General features: G+C 63.6%; 18 protein-coding genes. 13 read left to right on the forward strand and 5 right to left on the reverse strand.

Annotated elements, in window-relative coordinates; all coding sequences use genetic code 11:
* Positions 1-14 precede the first annotated feature (14 nt).
* The 6 genes from PNAP_RS00260 (at position 15) to PNAP_RS00290 (ending at position 5,184) form a co-directional block, all read left to right on the forward strand.
* Positions 15-1,304 (forward strand): NAD(P)/FAD-dependent oxidoreductase, encoded by a 1,290-nt coding sequence (locus PNAP_RS00260; protein ID WP_011799486.1) that lies wholly within the window; start codon positions 15-17, stop codon positions 1,302-1,304.
* On the forward strand, positions 1,301-1,555 hold the full coding sequence (locus PNAP_RS00265) for a MoaD/ThiS family protein (protein ID WP_011799487.1): 255 nt from the start codon (positions 1,301-1,303) through the stop codon (positions 1,553-1,555). Before PNAP_RS00260 ends, PNAP_RS00265 begins: the two co-directional genes overlap by 4 nt.
* Entirely contained in the window at positions 1,542-1,859 is a 318-nt protein-coding gene (locus PNAP_RS00270) for a hypothetical protein (protein ID WP_232290733.1), read from the forward strand. The genes PNAP_RS00265 and PNAP_RS00270 overlap by 14 nt, the downstream gene beginning before the upstream one ends.
* 105 nt (positions 1,860-1,964) lie before the next feature.
* Positions 1,965-3,260, forward strand: a complete 1,296-nt coding sequence (locus PNAP_RS00275; RefSeq protein WP_011799489.1) for an acetyl-CoA hydrolase/transferase family protein — start codon at positions 1,965-1,967, stop codon at positions 3,258-3,260.
* 89 nt (positions 3,261-3,349) lie between these two features.
* A complete protein-coding gene (locus PNAP_RS00280) occupies positions 3,350-4,345 on the forward strand; it encodes a hypothetical protein (RefSeq protein WP_011799490.1) in 996 nt (331 codons plus the stop codon).
* Positions 4,346-4,392: 47 nt separating this feature from the next.
* On the forward strand, positions 4,393-5,184 hold the full coding sequence (locus PNAP_RS00290; protein WP_011799491.1) for a hypothetical protein: 792 nt from the start codon (positions 4,393-4,395) through the stop codon (positions 5,182-5,184).
* A gap of 107 nt (positions 5,185-5,291) precedes the next feature.
* On the opposite strand, the gene PNAP_RS00295 is transcribed toward PNAP_RS00290, so the two are convergent.
* The 5 genes from PNAP_RS00295 to bktB form a co-directional block, all read right to left on the reverse strand.
* On the reverse strand, positions 5,292-7,982 hold the full coding sequence (locus PNAP_RS00295) for a bifunctional acetate--CoA ligase family protein/GNAT family N-acetyltransferase (RefSeq protein ID WP_011799492.1): 2,691 nt from the start codon (positions 7,980-7,982) through the stop codon (positions 5,292-5,294).
* 8 nt (positions 7,983-7,990) lie between these two features.
* A complete protein-coding gene (locus PNAP_RS00300; RefSeq protein ID WP_011799493.1) occupies positions 7,991-8,917 on the reverse strand; it encodes a histone deacetylase family protein in 927 nt (308 codons plus the stop codon).
* Positions 8,918-9,179: 262 nt separating this feature from the next.
* A complete protein-coding gene (locus tag PNAP_RS00305; protein ID WP_041376422.1) occupies positions 9,180-10,301 on the reverse strand; it encodes a hypothetical protein in 1,122 nt (373 codons plus the stop codon).
* 107 nt (positions 10,302-10,408) lie between these two features.
* Positions 10,409-12,715 (reverse strand): hypothetical protein, encoded by a 2,307-nt coding sequence (locus tag PNAP_RS00310; protein ID WP_011799495.1) that lies wholly within the window; start codon positions 12,713-12,715, stop codon positions 10,409-10,411.
* A gap of 227 nt (positions 12,716-12,942) precedes the next feature.
* A complete protein-coding gene (gene bktB, locus PNAP_RS00315) occupies positions 12,943-14,127 on the reverse strand; it encodes a beta-ketothiolase BktB (protein ID WP_011799496.1) in 1,185 nt (394 codons plus the stop codon).
* A 240-nt stretch (positions 14,128-14,367) separates the two neighbouring features.
* Between bktB and PNAP_RS00320 the strand changes: the two genes are divergently transcribed.
* The 7 genes from PNAP_RS00320 to PNAP_RS00350 all read left to right on the forward strand — a co-directional run bounded on the left by PNAP_RS00320 (position 14,368) and on the right by PNAP_RS00350 (position 19,852).
* Positions 14,368-14,616, forward strand: coding sequence for a type II toxin-antitoxin system Phd/YefM family antitoxin (locus tag PNAP_RS00320; protein ID WP_041376424.1), 249 nt, complete (start codon positions 14,368-14,370; stop codon positions 14,614-14,616).
* A 3-nt stretch (positions 14,617-14,619) separates the two neighbouring features.
* Complete coding sequence (locus PNAP_RS00325; RefSeq protein ID WP_011799498.1) at positions 14,620-15,039, forward strand: type II toxin-antitoxin system VapC family toxin; 420 nt, start codon at positions 14,620-14,622, stop codon at positions 15,037-15,039.
* Between the two features lies 1 nt (position 15,040).
* Positions 15,041-17,044: a tRNA uridine-5-carboxymethylaminomethyl(34) synthesis enzyme MnmG gene (gene mnmG / locus PNAP_RS00330; RefSeq protein WP_011799499.1), complete on the forward strand. Its 2,004-nt coding sequence runs from the start codon at positions 15,041-15,043 to the stop codon at positions 17,042-17,044.
* A complete protein-coding gene (gene rsmG / locus PNAP_RS00335) occupies positions 17,041-17,709 on the forward strand; it encodes a 16S rRNA (guanine(527)-N(7))-methyltransferase RsmG (RefSeq protein WP_408633721.1) in 669 nt (222 codons plus the stop codon). The genes mnmG and rsmG overlap by 4 nt, the downstream gene beginning before the upstream one ends.
* A 29-nt stretch (positions 17,710-17,738) precedes the next feature.
* A complete protein-coding gene (locus tag PNAP_RS00340; protein WP_011799501.1) occupies positions 17,739-18,365 on the forward strand; it encodes a LysE family transporter in 627 nt (208 codons plus the stop codon).
* A gap of 54 nt (positions 18,366-18,419) precedes the next feature.
* The gene (locus PNAP_RS00345) at positions 18,420-19,184 is read left to right on the forward strand and encodes a ParA family protein (protein ID WP_011799502.1); all 765 of its coding nucleotides are present in this window, start codon (positions 18,420-18,422) and stop codon (positions 19,182-19,184) included.
* A 125-nt stretch (positions 19,185-19,309) separates the two neighbouring features.
* Positions 19,310-19,852 carry an RBBP9/YdeN family alpha/beta hydrolase gene (locus tag PNAP_RS00350; RefSeq protein WP_011799503.1) on the forward strand — a complete coding sequence of 181 codons (543 nt, stop codon included), beginning with the start codon at positions 19,310-19,312 and terminating at the stop codon, positions 19,850-19,852.
* Positions 19,853-19,899 lie beyond the last annotated feature (47 nt).

The following is a 19,899-nucleotide window of genomic DNA, read 5'->3' on the forward strand; positions in this document are numbered from 1 at the left end:
TGGAGACACGATTCATGACCCACCACGTCATCCTGGGCGCCGGCCCGGCCGGTGTGATTGCCGCCGAAACCATCCGCAAGCAGGCGCCGAACGACCGCATCACGCTGGTCGGCGATGAAGCCGAGCCGCCGTACTCGCGCATGGCGATTCCCTACCTGCTGATGGGCAACATCGACGAGCCCGGCACCTACCTGCGCAAAAGCCCGTCGCATTTTGCCGATTTGAAGATAAATCAGCTGTTTGCGCACGCTGCATCAGTGGATGTAGCTACAAAAACAATAGCGCTGAGCAGCGGCGAATCGCTGGCTTACGACCGGCTCCTGATTGCCACCGGCTCGCGTCCCGCCAGCCCGCCGGTTGCTGGCATCGACTCCGCCGGCGTTCACACCTGCTGGACGCTCGAAGATGCGAGAAAGATCATGGCGCTGGCCCGGCCCGGCGCACGCGTGCTGCAGATGGGCGCCGGTTTCATCGGCTGCATCATCATGGAAGCGCTGATGCAGCGCGGCGTGCAGCTCAGCGTGGTCGAGATGGGCGACCGCATGGTGCCGCGCATGATGGGGCCGATGGCCGGCGGCATGATCAAGGGCTGGTGCGAAGCCCGGGGTGTGCAGGTATTCACCGGCACCCGGGTTGACGGCATCGAGGCGGGCAAGCCCCTCAAGGTGCGGCTGTCCAACGGGCAGACCGTCGAAGCGGATCTGGTCATCAGCGCCACCGGCGTCAAGCCCAACATCGGCTTTCTCGAAAACTCCGGCATCACCTGCCTGCAGGGCGTGCTGACCGACGAGCATTTGCAAACCAGCGTGCCCGGCGTCTATGCCGCCGGCGACTGCGCCGAGGCCTTCGACAAGGTCAGCGGCACGACCATCGTCAGCGCCATCCAGCCCAACGCGGCCGAGCAGGCGCGGGTGGCGGCGCTCAACATGGTCGGCCAGCGGGTGGAGTTGCGCGGCGTGACGCAGATCAACGTGCTCGACACGCTGGGCCTGATTTCCAGCAGCTTTGGCAACTGGCAGGGCGTGCCCGGCAGCGAGCAGGTCGAACTGACCGACCGCCAGGCCGATGGCGGCAAGGGCCGGCACCTGAGCCTGCAGTTCAAGGACGACGTGCTGGTCGGCTGCAACAGTGTCGGCTGGACCGAACATGTCGGCGTGATGCGCGGGCTGGTCGAAGGCGCGGTCCGCCTCGGCCCCTGGAAAGATGTCCTCAAGAGCGACCCGACCCGGCTCATGCAGGCCTACCTGGCCAGCGCCCAGGCGCAGGGCCAGTGGAACGGCGCGGGCGACGGGCGCCGCCGATGAAGATCACCTTCAAGCTGTTCGCCACGCTGACCGACTATTTGCCACTGGCGGCGCGGCGCGGCAACCTCATCGAACTGGACGTGGCGCCCCAGGCCACCATCAACCAGGTCATCGAGCCCTTCGGCCTGCCGCCCAAGCTTGTCCACCTGGTGCTGGTCAACGGCCGCTACATCGAGCCCGAAAAGCGCCTGACCACCACGCTGCTAGAGGGCGACGTGCTGGCCATCTGGCCGCCGATTGCCGGCGGCTGAACTGGTGCAGGCGCATTACGCCGAGACTTTCGAGCGCGACATGGGCTGCACCGAAGCCGAATGGCTGGGCTGGCTGCCCGCCGCGCTGGGCGACCACGCCTGGCAGCGCAGCGGGCCATCCGTGCAGGCCCGCATCGGCCCGGGCAGCCTGCAAATCGACTGGCGGCCGGCAGCGCCCCGCGTGCTCGGCAGCGCCCGGATTCCGCGCCTGCTGGTGCGCTTTGCCTTTGCCGGACTCGATGACGGCCAGCGCCACGCCTTCATGAAGCGCTTCGATGTGTACATGCAGCGCGGCGGCGGCTGATGCCAAACGGGTCTCTGGCGTGTCCGCGTGTCCTCGTCAGGTATTCAGGGCCGCTGTCAATTGATAATCAATAATTATTCAGATCAAAGCCAACAGAAAGCAGCCATGTCCGTACAGACCCTTTATCAGCAAAAACGCATGTCGGCCGCCGACGCCATTGGCGTCGTCATGAACGGCGACACGGTGGTGGTGCCCACCGCCGTGGGCGAGCCGCCGGCCCTGCTGACGGCGCTCTCGGATGCGCGCCGCGAGTTCCGCAACGTGAGCGTTTCGCAAATCCTGCCGGTGCGCAAGTACGGCTACTTTGACCCCGACACGACCGCGCATGTCCGCCATGTCGCCTACTTTTTCAGCGGCATCTCGCGCGCTGGCGGGCAGGAGGGCTGGACGGATTTCATTTCGGCCAATTTCTCCGAACTGCCGGACCTGCTCAATCGCAAGCTGATTCCGGCCGATGTGGTGTTTTCCATGGCGTCGCCGATGGACGAGCACGGCTTTTTCTCGCTGTCGCTGGCGCCCGACTACACCATGGCCGCAATCGCGCAGGCCCGGGCCGTGGTGCTGGAGGTCAACCCCAACGTGCCGTTTGCCAATGGCAACTGCCACATCCACGTCTCGCAGGTCACCGCGCTGACCGAAAGCGAGGACGCGCTGCTTGAAGTCGGGCTGCCCAAGATCGGCCCGGTGCAGGAAGCCATCGGCAAGTACGTCGCCGACATGATCCCGGACGGCGCGACGCTGCAGATCGGCTACGGCGGCATTCCCGACGCGGTGGTCATGCAGCTGACGCACAAGCACGACCTGGGCGTGCACACCGAAATGATCGGCGACGGCATCATGACGCTGGTCGAGGCCGGCGCCGTCACCAACCGCAAGAAGAATTATTTGCCCGGCAAGATGCTGGCGACCTTCGCCCTGGGTTCGAACAAGCTGTATCAGTTTTTGCACCGCAACCCAGCGGTCGAGATGCATCCGGTCGGCTTCACCAACGACCCCTACCTGGCCGGCCAGAACGACAACCTGCATGCCATCAATGCGACGATGCAGATCGACTTCATGGGCCAGTGCGGCTCGGAAAGCCTGGGGTTCACGCCGTATTCGGGCACCGGCGGGCAAACCGATTTCGTGCGCGCGGCGAATCGCTCGAACGGCGGCAAGGCCTTCATCGTGCTGCCCTCGACCGCCAAGCACGACACCATTTCGCGCATTGTGCCGGTGCTCTCGCCCGGCACGCATGTCAGCACCAGCAAGAACGACATCAACTACGTGGTGACCGAATTCGGCGTGGCCCAGCTGCGCGGCAAGACCGCCCAGCAGCGCTGCGAGGCGCTGATCGCCATCGCGCACCCGGACTTTCGCGGCGAGTTGCGCGATGCGGCCAAAAGGATGAAGCTGCTTTGAAATAGGCACGGAGTCAGCGGCCAAAAGGCAATTGCCGTGTAAGCTGGGCTGGTTAAAGTGTTTCTCTTGTAATAAACGGAAACATCCCCATGCGCCATGTCCTGACCCTTGCTGCTGCCTCTGCCATGCTTGTTGCCTGCGGTGGTGGCAGCGACTCGGCCCCTGCGGCCACGCCCACTCCGGCTGCAACGCAAGCCACCCTGACTTCTGCCAACTACGTGGCGGTCGCCCAGGAATCGCTGTCGTCTTCTGCTTACCTCGCCAACACAACTGGCCTTGTCACAGGCGCTCAAGTCAGCGATTCCGAGGCACTGATCCGTTTTGGCCAGGACCAGCTTCCCAAGCTGCCGCGCTGGCTGGCCGATGCGCCCGTGCAGGCGGTTGGCGCCGTGCAGAGCCAGACTGAAAACTGCGCGGGCGGCGGCACGCTGACCATTTCAGCGAACGACGCCAACGGCAATCGCCTGGTGGATGCAGGCGATTCGGTCTCCCTGACGGCAAACAACTGCTCGTTCGAAGGCCAGTTGTTGAACGGTCAATTGACCCTGACCATCAACAGCTTGACCGGCAATCCTGACCATTACCCCTACAGTTTGTCGGTCACCCTCGGCTTCAACAATCTGGCGACGCAATCCGCGTCATTGCGCACCGTTGGAAACGGCAGCCTTGCCTTGTCCATCGATGCACGCGCCGCCAACGACCAGTCGCTGGTGCTGCGCACTTCCAGCCTGAACCTTTCATCGACTTACGGCACCACCACTTACAGCAAAACGCTAACCGGCTATGCGACTTCCGTGGAGTTGCGCCCCGCAGGCACCGGTTTCACCTCCACCACCTCGGTGGACGGAACGCTGAGCAGCTCGGCCTTCGAGTCCAGAAGCATCAGCATCGCCACGCCGGTTTCTTTCGTCAGGACAAGCGGGCAGACTTACCCCAGCAGCGGCCAGCTCGTCATCACCGGCGCGGCAGGCGGCAAGATCCGAGTCACTGTCACCAGCGCCACCACGGTGCTGATCGAGCTGGATGCGGACGCCAACGGCAGCTACGAAGCGTCCACGAGCAAGCTCTGGAGCGACATGCTTTGAGGTCCGATCCTGCGTGTGCGGACTCCGGGCGGAGGCCGCATGGGTGGGTGGCTGGCGCGCTGCTGTCCGCCCTGTCGGGCGCCGCCGCCGCCATGCCGTGCGGCGCGCCGGCCCTGGGGGCGCTGGCGGGTGTCGAGCGCAGCCAATGGGAAGAGTTCGATGCGCAGGGCAAGTCCCTGGTGCGCGAGCGTGGAACGCTCCAGGTCGCGGGTTTGCAGGCCTTGGGGCGCTGCGGCGCGGTGGACTGGTCGGCGCAATGGACGCGCAGCCAGGGCCAGCGCGGCTACGACGGCATCACCAGCACCCAGGCGCCCTTGCAAACGCAAAGCCAGCTGCGGGCGCAGGCCCTGGGCATCGCCGCCTGGCTGCCGGTGAGCGGGAGCTGGGCCGTGGGCTCGCAACTCGGCTACCGCCAGGTCCGGCGCGACATTGCCAGCGTGGGCAATGTGCTCGGTTATCCGGAGCGCTTTGACTACCTGCAGGCCGCGCTCGGCGTGCGCTACCAGGCTGCGCTGGGCGAGCGGGTGCGCCTGAGCGCTTCGGGCTGGCTGGGCGGCGGGCCTGGCGGCCACGTCAAGGTCGATTTGCCGCGTGCCGACCCGGTGACGCTGCCGCTCGGAAGCAGCCGCCTGCTGGCCTTGGGCCTGGAGCTGGACGGCGGCGCATCAGCCCAGCCCGGCTGGTCGTGGCGGGCTGGCGTGCTGTACCGGCGCGAGCAGACGGGCGCCGGTGATGCCCAGGCCCTCACCCGCAACGGCGTGACCGTGGGCGCGGCCTTGCAGCCCCGCTTCGTGCAGCGGCACCTGGGCGCGACGGCCGTGCTGGCTTACCGCTTCTGACTGCCTGCGCGCCTTTTCATGATGAAAAAGGCTGTTTGCGCAGTCTGTATAAGCGCAAGCAGCTATATTATTGATAGCAGCTATCCATCGCCTGGCGCGCCGCCAGATCACAGCGTATGCGTGACCAGCTTGAAATCCGGGTCCTCGGCAAACGGCTTGATGGTGTAGCCCAAGCCCTTCATGAGCTTGAGCATGCCGGGGTTTTGCGCCAGCACCAGGCCCTCGATCTCGGACAGTCCCTTTTCGCGCGCCACGTCCATGATGCTGAGCATCAGGCGCGAACCCAGGCCCTTGCCGCTGAAGTCGTCGGCCACCACCAGGGCGAACTCGCAGCTCGACTGGTCGGGGTTGGTGACGTAGCGTGAAACGCCCACGATGCGCTCGGTTTCCAGAGCCTCGCCGTTGGCGCCGGGACGGCGCTCCTTGAACACGGCGACCAGCGCCATCTCGCGGTCGTAGTCGATCAGCGTGAAGCGCGCCAGCATGCTGGGCGGCAGCTCGACGATGGACGAGATGAAACGGAAATAGCGGCTTTCCTGCGACAGGTGCGACATCATTTCCTGCAGCATCTGCGCGTCGTCCGGGTGGATCGGGCGCACGATGTATTCGCCGCCGCCGCGCAAGGGCCAGACCTGCTCGTAGCGCGCCGGGTAGGGCAGGATGGACAGGTGGTTGTAGGGATTGGCCCGGCCGTTGATGGCCTGCGGCGCGTTGTCGATCACGATGCGCGCATCGACGGCCACCGCGCCGGACTCATCGACGATGATCGGGTTGATGTCCATCTCGCGCAACTGGGGCAGCTCGCAGACCATTTCCGAGACGCGCAGCAGGATCTGCTCCAGCGCATTCATGTCGGCCGGACTGGCGCCGCGCCAGGCGCCCAGGGTTTCGGCCACGCGCGAGCGCGAAATCAGGTGGCGCGCCAGGAACTGGTTCAGCGGCGGCAGCTCCATCGCCCGGTCGTCGATCAGCTCGATCATGGTGCCGCCCGCGCCAAAGGCGATCACCGGGCCGAACGGGTCGTCGGTGACCAGGCCGACGCACACCTCGCGGCCGCGCTTGGCGCGCGCCATGGTCTGCACCGTCACGCCGTTGATGCGCGCATTGGGTTTCAGGCGCGAAACGGTCTGCATCATCTCGGTAAAGGTGTCGCGCACGCCGGTGGCGTTCAGGATGTTCAGCGCCACGCCTTCGACGTCCGACTTGTGGCTGATGTCGGGCGAGTCGATCTTCAGCGCCACCGGAAAGCCCAGCTGCGTGGCGATCATCATCGCCTCGGTGGCGCTGCGCGCCAAAATCGTTTGCGTGACCGGGATGTGGAATGCCGACAGCAGCGTCTTGGACTCCATCTCGGTCAGCACCTTGCGGCGCTCGGCCAGCACATGCTCGATGATCAGCCGCGCGCCCTCGATGTCGGGCTTGGCCAGTGTCGAGAGCGGCGGCGGCGTTTGCTGGAGCAGCTGCTGGTTCTGGTAGAACGAGGCGATGTTGCCAAAGGCGCCGACGGCCGCCTCGGGCGTGCGAAAGGTCGGAATCGCCGCTTCGTTCAAGATCTCGCGCCCTATCACGACCGAGGCATCGCCCATCCAGCACGACAGCAGCGGCTTGCCCATGCTGCGCTTGACATCGGCCAGCGCGCGCGCCACTTCGGAGGCATCGACCCCTTCCTTGGGCGAGAAAATCGCCAGCACGCCGTCGATCTGCCGGTCATTGCCCGCCGCCTCGATGGCGGCCTTGTAGTGTGCGGGCGTGGCTTCTTCGGACAGGTCGATCAGGTCGCACAGCGACGCCAGCTCGGGCAGCAGCGGCTTGAGGGCGCTGGACGATTCGGGCGACAGTTTGCCCAGTTGCAGGTGGATTTCATTCACCCAGTCGGCCGCCAGCACGCCCGGCCCGCCGCCGTTGGTGACGATGGCCAGCCGGTTGCCGACCGGGCGGTAGCGCGAGGCCAGGCATTTGGCGGCCGAAAAAAGCTCGACAAACGAGCGCACGCGCACCGCGCCGGCGCGGCGCAGGGCGGCATCGAACACATCGTCGCTGCCGACGATGGCGCCGCTGTGGGTTTGCGCCGCTTCGTTGCCGGCCGGCCGCCGGCCCGCCTTGAGCACGACCACCGGCTTGGCGTTGGCCGCCGAGCGCAGCGCGCTCATGAAGCGGCGGGCGCTGGAGATGCCTTCGAGGTAGATGACGATGCTCTGGGTCTGGCGGTCGTTGGCCAGGAAATCGAGCACCTGCGCAATATCGACCGAGGTGTTGGGGCCCAGCGAGACCACCGATGAAAAACCGACGCCGTTCTTGCTGGCCCAGTCGAGGATGGACGCGGTCAGCGCGCCGGACTGCGACACCAGCGCCAGCGAACCCGGCTTGGCCATCGGCCCGGCGGCGCTCGCATTGAGCTGCAGGTGCGGGCGCTGCAGGCCCAGGCCATTCGGGCCGAGCAGGAAGATGCCTTCGCGGCGCGCAATCCGCTTGAGTTCGGCAGCGCCGTCGGCGTTGATGCCGCTGGTGATCACCAGCGCCGAGCGGCAGGTCAGGCGCCCGGCAATCTCCAGCGCGGCGGCCACTTCCTGCGGCGGCAGCGCGATGATGGCCAGGTCGGCACCGGTCTGCGCCAGGTCGGCCAGCGTGCCGGTGGTGTGGATGTCCAGGAACTGCAGCGTGCCGGTGTACTTCTGGGCGCGCAGCGCCTGGTGCAGCACCCGGGCGCGCGATGTCAGGCGGTCCGGGTCGTCGGCCTGGCCGGCGAAGACGACGATGGATTGGGGGGAGAAAAGCGGGGTGAGGTAGTGTTTGTCCATAAAGATTTTCAGTCGGCGCCAATCAGCACCTTGACATGCGCGGCAACACTGCGCGCGAGTGGGCTCAGGACGTAACCGCCTTCCAGGCACGAGATGACGCGGCCCTGGCAATGGCGCTCGGCCACCGCCATGATTTTTTTGGTAACCCATTCGTAGTCGGCCTCGACCAGGGCCAGGTTGCCCATGTCGTCCTCGCGGTGGCCGTCAAAGCCGGCCGACACATAGATCAGCTCGGGCTTGAAGGCGTCCAGCGCGGGCAGCCAGTGGCTGGTGACGGCTTCGCGGAACTTGTCGCTGCCCGAGCGCGAGGGCAGGCCGACATTGACCATATTCGGACCCGTGGCGTTTTCGCCGGTGAACGGGTAGATGCCCTGCTCGAAGATCGAGCACATCAGCACCCGCTCGTCGCCGCGAAAGATGTCCTCGCTGCCGTTGCCGTGGTGCACGTCGAAATCAATCAGCGCGACGCGCTGCAGGCCGTGCTGCGTCAGCGCATGGCGGATGCCGACGGCGACGTTGTTGAAAAAGCAAAAGCCCATGGCGGCGTCGCGCTGCGCATGGTGGCCGGGCGGGCGCACGCAGCAAAAAGCGCTCGGTGCATCGCCCGTCAGCACCAGGTCGGTGGCCAGCACCACGGAGCCGGCCGCGCGCAATGCCGCCCGCACGGTGAACGGGTTCATGTCGGTGTCGGGATCGACCTTGTGGTAGCCCTCCGCCGGGGAGGCCGCCATGAGTTCGCTGACATACAGCGAGGAATGCGCATGGGCCAGCTGCTCCGGCGTGGCCAGCGGCGCATCGTAGGGATGCATGTAGTCGAGCAGGCCCTTGACCAGCAGCATGTCGTTGATGGCGCCCAGACGCTCGGGGCATTCGGGATGGTGGGCACCCATTTCGTGGAGGGCGCAATCGGGATGGGTGATGTAGGCGGGCAGCAAAATTTGTCTCCTTGGGGGGGGCTCTGGCGCTATAGGTCAGATGGTTTTTTTATCAGTCTAGCGTGCGTGCGCCGGACGCGCTCTTGATGCAAGGCAAGTTTTTCCGGAAAACCCCGGGTGGCGGTCACAGCGTGAGCAAGCGTGATTGACGCTGCCGACGATTTTTTCATCGCCAGCCGTGCTTCAGCCGCGCGGCTTGCCTCTTTGCTTTTTGTTTGCAGCCTACCGGCGGTAACTGACGTGCAACTGATTTGGCGTGCCCTTAAAACTCGCCTTGCCAGCCCAGGCGCAAATACCTGAATTCGGAGTTTGTGCCTTTGCCATCGGTTGCCAGTAAAGCCTGCCAGCCATGCCAGCCAAGCCCTAGGCTGGCGACTCGCCGGACCGGTTCAATCGCCAGACTCCAGCGTGGCCTGCTGCGTCCGGCGTCGCCGCTGTCCCAGCCGAGCCAGGCCTGGTTAAGCCCGGCCCTGCGATCCAGCTGCAGGCTTATCGCCCCAGGCTGGCTTTGAGGCCCGAAGGCCGACCAGCTGACTTTCGCCTGCCAATGCACACCGATCCGGCGTGTGATGTGCCTCAGCGTTTTTTGCCCTTTGATCAGGGGCGCATAGTCCAGCGAGCCGTCGGGCGCGCGGCTGGTGACCTGTGAATTGAGCACGGCGTTGTCGGTGGCCAGTTCGGGCCAGTCAAGCCTGGAGAGCAGGTCGTCGGCACGCAGCTGGACTTGCCATCCCGCTGCAGGCTCGCCTTGCACTGCGACCGACAGCGAACTGCCCAGGCCAGAACGGCCTGACGCCGACAGGTAAGGGCCGGTGATGTTCGGGTTGGAACGCTGGCTGTGAACATTGAAGTCATAGACATCGCTGCTCTGGTAAGACAGCTTGCCTGACAGGTCAACGGTGCGAAATTTCTGCAGCCGCAACAGCTGCGCATCGGCTTGCCAGCGCCACCGATCTGCCGCATCGAGCTTTAGCCAGGGGGTGCCGACTCGCAGACCCTGGCCTTGCCAGCTTTGGCTGCTGGCATTCAGGTCATAGCTGCGGGCTGTTTCCGGCCTGGAGTTTATGGCGTCCAGTGCGGCTACCGTGACCGCATCGGGGCTGGCTTGCAGCCACGCTTCGGCGCGGGCCAGTGCGCCAAAGCGCCAGCCACCGGGATGGGTTGCGCTCAACTCGGCCTGCAGGCTGCGCCAGGCGCGCGGCTGGCTGGATTGCCCGGAACGGTAACGGGGCCAGTCGTCACGGTCCAGGGCCAGTACGGGCAGTCCCTGGCCGATGGATTCCTCGCTGGCTGTGGCGCTGAGCATCCAGGACGTCCGGGGTATTTCCGGCGTGCCGGAGTGCAGGTCTTGTGCAATGGACGGCAAGCTGAACATGGCACCCATGACGCAGATAAAAGAGGTTCCAGCGAATTGATTTGTCATACGTTGAAGGCAAAAAAACGCCCGCAAGATGCGGGCGTCAAGGGTCAGAAAAAAACGCTCGGAAAAGCTTAGAACTGCTCGTAGCTGCTGTCGGTGTAGGTGATGCGGTTGGTCAGGGTCGAGTACTGACCCACCGCCTGGCCGCTCTTCGTCAGCGGGTACACCGGTTGTGACTTGTCGATGACCAGCTTGACCCCGCTGGTGCTTTCCAGCGTGATGATGTTGGCTGTTGCGCTGGCAGCGCCACTCATGTTGATGGTCAGCAAGCCCTGAACATACTGGCCGCTAAGCGCTGTGGTGTTGCTTGCGCTGCTGCCTTTGTCGTTTTGGGTCGCGGACAGGCTGATGCTCAACACCGGGCGGTTCGGAATGGTGACCTTGCCCATCAAACCGGCGCGCAGGGTTTGCACATTGGTGCCGCTGCGTGGCAGGGTGCTGTTGAAGCTGGCGTAATTGAGCGCTTCGCCCGTCAGGGCGCCCTCGAAGAAGGCGATGCCGTTGCGCTGCACGCTGCCGTTGAACGCCACCAGCGTCGGGATGTAGCTGGTGCCCGAAGCGTCCAGCTTGAAGGCGCTGATCTTCAGGTCGCCAGTCAAGGTGCTGCCTGCCGTGCCACCCTTGAGTTTGAGCAGCATTTCCTGGCTGCCATCTTGCGCCTCGTAGTTGCCCGCAGCATCCTGCCTGGCTTGAAGGTAGGAGCCTGCGGACAGTTCGAGGCGGGTTTCCAGCGCGCCTGCCTTGATCAGCTCCATGGAACCCGAGAGGGCCAGATTGTCCAGCGTACCGACTTTGGTCAGGGCGGCAGACAGGGTGACGTTGTGCTTGTCGCCCAGCACGGTTGCGACGGTGTTGGGTTTGTACACCCAGCGGTTCAAGGTGGTGTCGAAGTAAGAGGCAAAGTTACTCGTGATGCTGAAGGCGGGTGACAGCTCGCCGCTCAGGTTCAGCGCGGTGACCTGGCCACTGCCGTCGTGCTGTGTTGCCAGCGTGGCAGCATTGCCGGGGAAGGCGGCGCCGTAGGGGGTGCGCGTTTCGTCGAAGGTCGCGGGCGAGACCGTCTTGACTGTAATTTTTGCCTCGCGAGTCTGGGTATAGATGGTGAACTTGTGCACATCAGCCGCGTCCGGGTGCAACCGCACGCGATAGCTCCACTGGGTGGCGCACCATTGACCCACAGCGTAGCAGGGTTTGTACTCGCCATTCGCATCGGTGGGGGGAATTTGCTGGGTCGCGGCCTGGCAGGCGACGTACTTGGCGTCGGTCTTGGACGTGGCCAATGTGTTGTAGTTGGTGTCGCTGTAAAAGCTGCAGCCGCCAAGGTACTCATAGCCTTTGTAGAAAGTGCGGCCCGTCACGAACGGCGCCCCGCCTTTGATCACGTCGTTCCAGAGCTGCACGCCCAGGCGTGCCACATTCAAGGCGGTGATGCTGCTACTGGCGATGGGGGCCGTGCGGCTCTTCATGTCGTCAGCCACCTTCTGAAGTTCAGTCTGCAGGGACAGGTCGGCTGCATCGAGCGCTTTCGCATTGCTGCGCAGCGTAGCCATGAAGGCTTTGGTTTGCTCCAGGGGAGTGGCTGTGGAAACCGGTGTTCCAGGTGCACCGCCGATGAGGAGTGCTGGCAGGCCGGCGGCATCTACAACGAGGTTTATCTTGGCTTGCAGCGCAGATTTCACGCCTGCGTCGGCCAGACCTTTTGTGGAGAGGGTAGTAGTCACGCAAGCCACTTTGGCGGCTTGATCGCCGGTGATGCAACCAAGTTCTCCCGACAAGGCCATCTGTGACACTGCCACCAGGACGGCAGCTGCGGAGTTGGTGGGCTTGCCTGCGTTAAATGTGGGGGTGGTCGTCAGCGGGTTGAAGGTCAGGGCTGCGGCCAGATCGCTGTTGGCCTGCTCCACATTGATGGTGGTCAGTCCGCCGCTTTTCGCCATTGCGGCGGCGGTGGCCAGGTCGGTGAAAGGGTTGATCTGGGCGCTGTACGTCTTGCCGCTCTCGACCGGGAAGCTGGCCCGCAGGGTAAAGCCAGCCGTTGGGCTGATAGTTTGGCCTGTAGCTTCGTCGTACATGGTGGTTTTTCCAGATACAACGCTGGCAACCGCGATGACGATGCCGCTGTAGCCGTTCAGCGTGACGCTGTAGTGTCCGTTGTTGTCGGAAGTGGTTTCCTGCAGCAAGTCACCTTGCTTGCCATCGGCAGTGGTTTTGTAGAGGCTGATTTTTGCCTGGGCCATCGGGCCTTTGATGGCATCGCCTTGAATGCTCAGGCTGGTATTTTGGGGGGTATCGACTGCGCTCCCGTTCCCGCTTCCGCCGCCACAACCTGTAATAAGTGCAGCCACTGCCAGCGCGGCCACAATTTTTGTTGACTTCATTTTTTCCCTTGTTGTTAAGTTATCAATAGAAAGACACGAGAATGTGTTTCATATTGAAACAATATTATCAAGGAGTAATAAAAAAATATTAGGAACTTAAATATTATTTAAGGACTCTCCGCTTGTTCATTAAAAATTCATTTTCAATATGAAAAAGCGCCTCAAGCCCATGTTGAACGGGCGAGAGGCGCTATGAATAGCGTAGCGTTACAGCCTGAGCCGCTAAATTACATCCGCTCGAAAATCGCCGCGATGCCCTGGCCGCCGCCGATGCACATCGTCACCAGCGCGTAGCGGCCCTGGATGCGCTTGAGCTCGTGCAGCGCCTTGACGGTGATCAGGGCGCCGGTCGCGCCAATCGGGTGGCCCAGCGAGATGCCCGAGCCGTTCGGATTGACCTTGGCCGGGTCGAGCCCCAGGTCGCGCGTGACGGCGCAGGCCTGGGCGGCGAACGCCTCGTTGGCCTCGATCACGTCCAGGTCATTGACCGTGAGGCCGGCTTTTTTCAGCGCCATCTGGGTGGCCGGGACCGGGCCGATGCCCATGTATTTCGGATCGACGCCGGCATGCGCGTAGGCGACCAGACGGGCCAGGGGCTTGAGGCCGCGCGCCTCGGCAACGCCGGCTTCCATCAAGACCACGGCAGCGGCCGCGTCGTTGATGCCCGAGGCGTTGCCAGCCGTCACCGTGCCGTTTTCCTTGACGAACACGGGTTTCAGCTTGGCCATGTCGGCCAGCGTGCAGTTCGGGCGGAAATGCTCGTCGGTGTCATACGCCACTTCGCCCTTGCGGCTCTTGAGCATCACCGGCACGATCTGCTCCTTGAAGTAGCCTGCTTCAATCGCCTTCTGGGCGCGGTTGTGGCTCTGCACGGCCAGCGCGTCCTGCTCCTCGCGCGTGATGCCCCACTTGGCGGCGATGTTCTCGGCCGTCACGCCCATGTGGATGGTGTGGAACGGGTCATGCAGCGCACCGACCACCATGTCGACCAGCTTGCTGTCGCCCAGGCGCGCGCCAAAGCGCGTGGCCAGGCTGGCGTAGGGGCCGCGGCTCATGTTTTCGGCGCCGCCGCCAATGGCGATGTCCGCGTCGCCGAGCAAAATGCTCTGGCTGGCCGAGATGATGGCCTGCAGGCCCGAGCCGCACAGGCGGTTGACGTTGAACGCGGGCGTGCCTTCGGCGCAGCCGCCGTTGACGGCTGCCACGCGCGACAGGTACATGTCCTTGGCTTCGGTGTTGACGACATGGCCGAACACCACATGGCCGACATCCTTGCCCTCGACGCCGGCGCGCGCGAGCGATTCACGAACGACCAGCGCGGCCAGCTCGGTGGGCGGCGTGTCTTTCAGGCTGCCGCCAAAGGTTCCAATGGCGGTGCGCACACCGCTGACAACTACTACTTCACGGGTCATGTCTATCTCCTGGGGTTTTTAAAAGCCGTCCAAAGTGTGAACCGTTTTGGCTACGCCCGGCTGACACGGGAGCGGCAAATACCAGTATGTCACGCTGCCGGCGCCTGCAAGGCCATGCACTTGATTTGCATCAACATGCGGGAGTTTCATCGCCGCCAGCAGGGGTGAGCGCCGGCCAAGACGCTGCTAGGCAGCAAAACCCATAAAATGTACAAAACCGTTATTTTGTACAAAACCCCCATGCACACCGTCTCCTTAAGTGAATTCCGCGCCAACGCGTCGGCCATGCTAGACCGGGTCGAACAGGGCGAAACCGTGCGCATCTTGCGGCATGGCAAGCCGGTCGCCGAACTGGTGCCTGTCCAGCCGGCCGCACCCGAAAAGCTTCCCAGCTGGAAGCGCCCGATCCATCCGCTCGAATACCAGCGTGCCGATGGCAAGTCGCTGGCGCAACTGATCATGGACGAGCGTGAAAGCGCACGGTACTGAAGCATGAAGCTGCTGTTTGATTCTTCGGCCATCGCCAAGCGCTACAAGCGCGAGAGTGGCCACGACGCGGTGGAGCGCCTGCTGATGGGCGCGGACACGGTGGTGCTGGCGGCGCATTGCAAGGTTGAGATTGCTTCCTGCCTGAGCCGCGAGGTGCATGACCATTCCATCGACATGGACCAGTATGCGTATGCGATGGGCGAGGTGGCGCAGGACTTTGTTGACTTCGAGGTGCGGCCCATCAGTCCCGAGATCGAAGCGCTGGCGCTGGCCGTGATGGCGCAAAACCGCTTGCGCGCCATGGATGCGCTGCACATCGGAACCGCCCAGGTGGCACGGGTTGACTTGTTTGTGACGGCTGACCGCAAGCAGGCCTTGGCGGCGCAAGCCGCCGGCCTGAAAACTGAACTGATAGAGGCTTGAGATGTTTTATCCCCAGGAATTTGACGTGATCGTGGTCGGCGGCGGCCATGCCGGCACTGAGGCCGCGCTGGCCGCCGCCCGCATGGGCTGCAAAACGCTGCTGCTCACGCACAATATCGAGACGCTCGGCCAGATGAGCTGCAACCCGTCGATTGGCGGCATCGGCAAGGGCCATCTGGTCAAGGAAGTCGATGCCATGGGCGGCGCGATGGCGCTGGCCACCGACGAGGGCGGCATCCAGTTCCGCATTTTGAACGGCTCCAAAGGCCCGGCCGTGCGCGCCACGCGGGCGCAGGCCGACCGGATTTTGTACAAGGCGGCGATTCGCCGGATGATCGAGAACCAGCCGAACCTGTGGCTGTTCCAGCAGGCGGTCGATGACCTGATGGTCGAGGGCGACCGGGTGGTCGGTGCGGTGACGCAGGTCGGCATCAAGTTCCGCGCACGCACGGTGGTGCTGACGGCCGGGACGTTCCTGGACGGCAAGATCCACGTCGGGCTGAACAACTACCCAGCCGGGCGCGCCGGCGACCCACCGGCCGTGTCTTTAAGCGCCCGCCTGAAGGAACTCAAGCTGCCGCAAGGCCGGCTGAAAACCGGAACGCCGCCGCGCATCGACGGGCGCTCGATTGACTTCAGCAAGTGCGGCGTTCAGCCGGGCGACGGCATGCCGGGCGGCACGCCCGGGCCGGTGCCGGTGTTCAGCTTCATGGGCGGCAATGTCCCGCATCCGAAGCAGGTGCCGTGCTGGATCACGCACACCAACGAGCGCACGCACGACATCATCCGCTCCGGCTTTGACCGCAGCCCGATGTTCACCGGCAAGATCGACGGCGTAGGGCCGCGCTACTGCCCGAGCGTCGAGGACAAGATCAACCGCTTTGCCGGCAAGGACAGCCACCAGATTTTCCTGGAGCCCGAAGGCTTGACGACGCACGAGATTTATCCCAACGGCATCTCGACCAGCCTGCCGTTCGACATCCAGTACGCGCTGGTGCGCTCGATGGCGGGCATGGAAAACGCGCACATCCTGCGGCCCGGCTATGCGATTGAATACGACTACTTCGACCCGCGCGCGCTCAAGACCAATTTTGAAACGAGGGCGATTGGCGGGTTGTTCTTTGCCGGCCAGATCAACGGCACGACGGGCTACGAGGAAGCCGCCGCGCAAGGCATGTTCGCCGGCATCAATGCCGCATTGCAATGCCAAGAAAAAGAAGCCTGGCTTCCGAAGCGCGACGAGGCCTATCTGGGCGTGCTGGTTGATGACCTGATCACCAAGGGCGTGACCGAACCCTACCGCATGTTCACCAGCCGGGCCGAGTTCCGCCTGATGCTGCGCGAAGACAATGCCGACATGCGCCTGACCGAAAAAGGGCGTGAACTGGGCCTGGTCGATGATGCCCGCTGGGACGCCTTCAACCGCAAGCGCGATATTGTTTCACGTGAAACACAGCGCCTGCGCGCGCTCTGGATCAACCCGAACAACCTGCCAGCCAGCGAAGCCGAGCGCGTGCTGGGCAAAGCGATTGAGCGCGAATACAACCTGGCCGATTTGCTGCGCCGGCCCGATGTGAACTACGCCGGGCTGATGTCGCTCGATGGTGGTCGATACGCCAACCCGGAAATCCCGACCGGAAACGAAGATGTTTCACGTGAAACATCCACGGATTCTGCATTGCCCGCGGACCTGGTGAAAAGCGTGATCGAGCAGATCGAGATCACGGCCAAATACGCCGGCTACATCGACCTGCAAAAAGTCGAGGTCGAGCGCGCCTCGCATTACGAAAATCTCAAGCTCCCTGCCGACCTGGATTACCTGCAGGTGTCGGCGCTCAGTTTTGAAGCGCGCCAAATGCTGTCCAAGCACCGGCCCGAAACGCTGGGGCTGGCATCGCGCATCCAGGGCATCACGCCGGCCACCATTTCTCTGCTGCTGGTGCATCTGAAAAAGAACCTGTGGAAAAACACGACTCCCTTGAAATCCGCCGAGGCAGAAGCTTGATGGCGGCCACTGAACAGAACTTGCGTTCCACCCTGAAGGTCGGACTTGAAGCGCTGCAACTGCAATTGAGCGAACAGCAGATCAACCAGTTGCTGGCGTACCAGGCCATGATTGCCAAATGGACGCAGGTCTATAACCTGACCTCGGTCCGCGACCCGGCTGAAATGATGACGCATCACCTGCTCGATAGTTTGGCGGCCGTTCCGGCTTTGCAGCGCTATTTGCACCGTTCCGGGCTGGAGCAGGGCAGTCGCCTGCTCGATGTCGGCTCGGGCGCTGGCCTGCCGGGCGTGGTGATTGCCATCTGCTGCCCGCAGGTTGCCGTCACCTGCGTCGATACGGTGGCCAAGAAAGCGGCCTTCATCAAGCAGGCGGCGCTGGCATTGAGGCTGCCCAACCTGACGGGGCTTCATGCGCGTGTCGAAAGCATCACTGAATCCTTCGACGTGATTTGTTCCCGGGCCTTTGCCTCGCTGGCTGATTTCACCAAGTGGTCCGCCGGCGCGCTGGCGCCGCAGGGTGTCTGGATGGCGATGAAGGGCAAGCATCCGGCCGATGAACTGCTGGCTTTGCCTGAAAACATCGCAATGTTTCACGTGGAACAACTGAAGGTTCCCGGCCTGGATGCCGAGCGCTGCATCCTCTGGCTGCGGCCTGTATCGTAAACTCAAGTCCTCTACTACTGGAGCATTCCATGCCGGGCTCGTTCGTTGGTGTTGCCGACTATGGCGCTTTTGTTGTCGCTATTCTGGTCTTTCTGGCCATTCCCGGCCCCGGCAACCTGGCGCTGATCACCTCGACCGGCAAGGGCGGCATCGCCGGCGGCATGGGCGCCACCTTGGGCGTCATCGCTGGCGACCAGGTGCTGCTGTGGGCTGCCGTGGCGGGCGTTTCGGCCGTCATGGCGGCGTATCCGGCTGCCTTTCATGTGGTCCAGTGGCTGGGCGCTATTTACCTGGCCTGGCTGGGTTTGCGCATGCTGCTGGCCAAGCCCGGCAGCGCACCCATTTTGCAGATCAAGCCGCGCCACTACTTTCGGCAGGCATTGCTGATCACCTTGCTCAACCCCAAGGCCATCGTGTTTTACCTGGCTTTTTTTCCGCTGTTCGTGGACCCGGCGCAGCACCAGGGCCTTAAAACATTTGGCGTGATGGCCGCGACCATCGCCGTGCTGACTTTTTTGTATGGCCTGATGGCGGTGCTGCTGACCTGGAAGCTGGCCGCGCGCCTGCGGGCCAATCCGAAAATATCGGCCACGCTTGAAAAAGCCGCCGGCATGTTCCTGATCGCCTTTGGCATCAAGCTGGCGCTTTCCCGATAGATCGAACACGGCAATCCTGAATTCCCTCAACGGAACGACAACCAACAATACGCTATGGCCAAAATATTCTGCATTGCCAACCAAAAGGGCGGCGTGGGCAAGACCACCACCACCGTCAACCTGGCCGCCGGCCTGGTCCAGGTCGGCCAACGGGTGCTGATGGTGGACCTCGACCCGCAGGGCAATGCCACCATGGGCTCGGGCGTGGACAAGCGCAAGCTGGCCATGACGGTGTATGACGTGCTGTTAGAGGCCGCATCCATCGTCGATGCCCGGGTGCACAGCGAGAAAAGCGGCTATGACGTGCTCGGCGCCAACCGCGAACTCTCGGGCGCCGAGATTGAGCTGGTGCCGCTGGAGCGCCGCGAAAAGCGCCTCAAGCAGGCGCTGGCCAAGGTGGACAAGGACTACGACTTCATCCTGATCGACTGCCCGCCCTCGCTGTCGATGCTCACCCTGAACGGGCTGTGCGCGGCGCATGGCGTGATCGTTCCGATGCAGTGCGAATACTTCGCGCTCGAAGGCGTGACCGACCTGGTCAACACCATCAAGCAGGTGCATGCCAACCTGAACAAGGATCTGCAGATCATCGGCCTGCTGCGCGTCATGTTCGACCCGCGCATCACGCTGCAGCAGCAGGTCAGCGAGCAGCTCAAGGGGCATTTTGGCGACAAGGTGTTCAACACCGTCATTCCGCGCAATGTCCGCCTGGCTGAAGCGCCGAGCTACGGCCTGCCCGGCGTGATCTTCGACCCGTCGTCCAAGGGCGCGCAGGCCTTCGTGGCGTTTGCCCAGGAGATGGTCGGGCGCCTGCTGTAGGTCCGAAGCCTCTTTTATTGATTAAAACTGCCGTTTGCGCATGTCTGGCATGCATTAACAGCTATTAAAAACGTAGCAAATTCATAATCCCTGCGTTTTACCGCCCTGAAGGCTTGAGCGAACCCATGAACCCCCGCAATGTACTGATTCTTCCCGGCTGGCAAGGCAGCGGCCCGGACCACTGGCAAAGCCGCTGGGAGCGCGCTTACGGCTACACCCGCGTTACCCAGCACGACTGGATGCGGCCGCTGCGCGGCGACTGGATTGCGCGGCTCGAAGACGTGCTGCTGTCGTGCGACGAGCCCGCCGTGCTGGTCGCGCACAGCCTGGGCTGCCAGCATGTGGCCGCCTGGGCCGCGCACAGCCGCAACACCCACTTGGTGAAGGCGGCGCTGCTCGTCGCCCCGCCCGATGTCGAGCGCGAGGAACTGCGCGCCCAGCTGCCCAGCTGGTCGCCCGTTGCCCTTGGCCGCTTGCCGTTTGCAACGCGCCTGTTCGCCAGCAGCAACGATCCTTTTTGCAGCCCTGAGCGCGCCCGGCAGTTTGCCGCAGCCTGGGGCGCGGACCTCATCGACGCCGGCCCGCGCGGCCACCTGAATGCCGACAGCGGCCTGGGCGACTGGCCGCAGGCGCATGAACAGCTGCAGCAATTGATGCGCGATGCGTGATACTTCCGCCTGGCCTTCACCCGACAGCGCCTGGCGCCCCTCCCGAT

The sequence above is a fragment of the Polaromonas naphthalenivorans CJ2 genome (genome assembly GCF_000015505.1).
Taxonomy (GTDB): Bacteria; Pseudomonadota; Gammaproteobacteria; order Burkholderiales; family Burkholderiaceae_C; genus Polaromonas; species Polaromonas naphthalenivorans.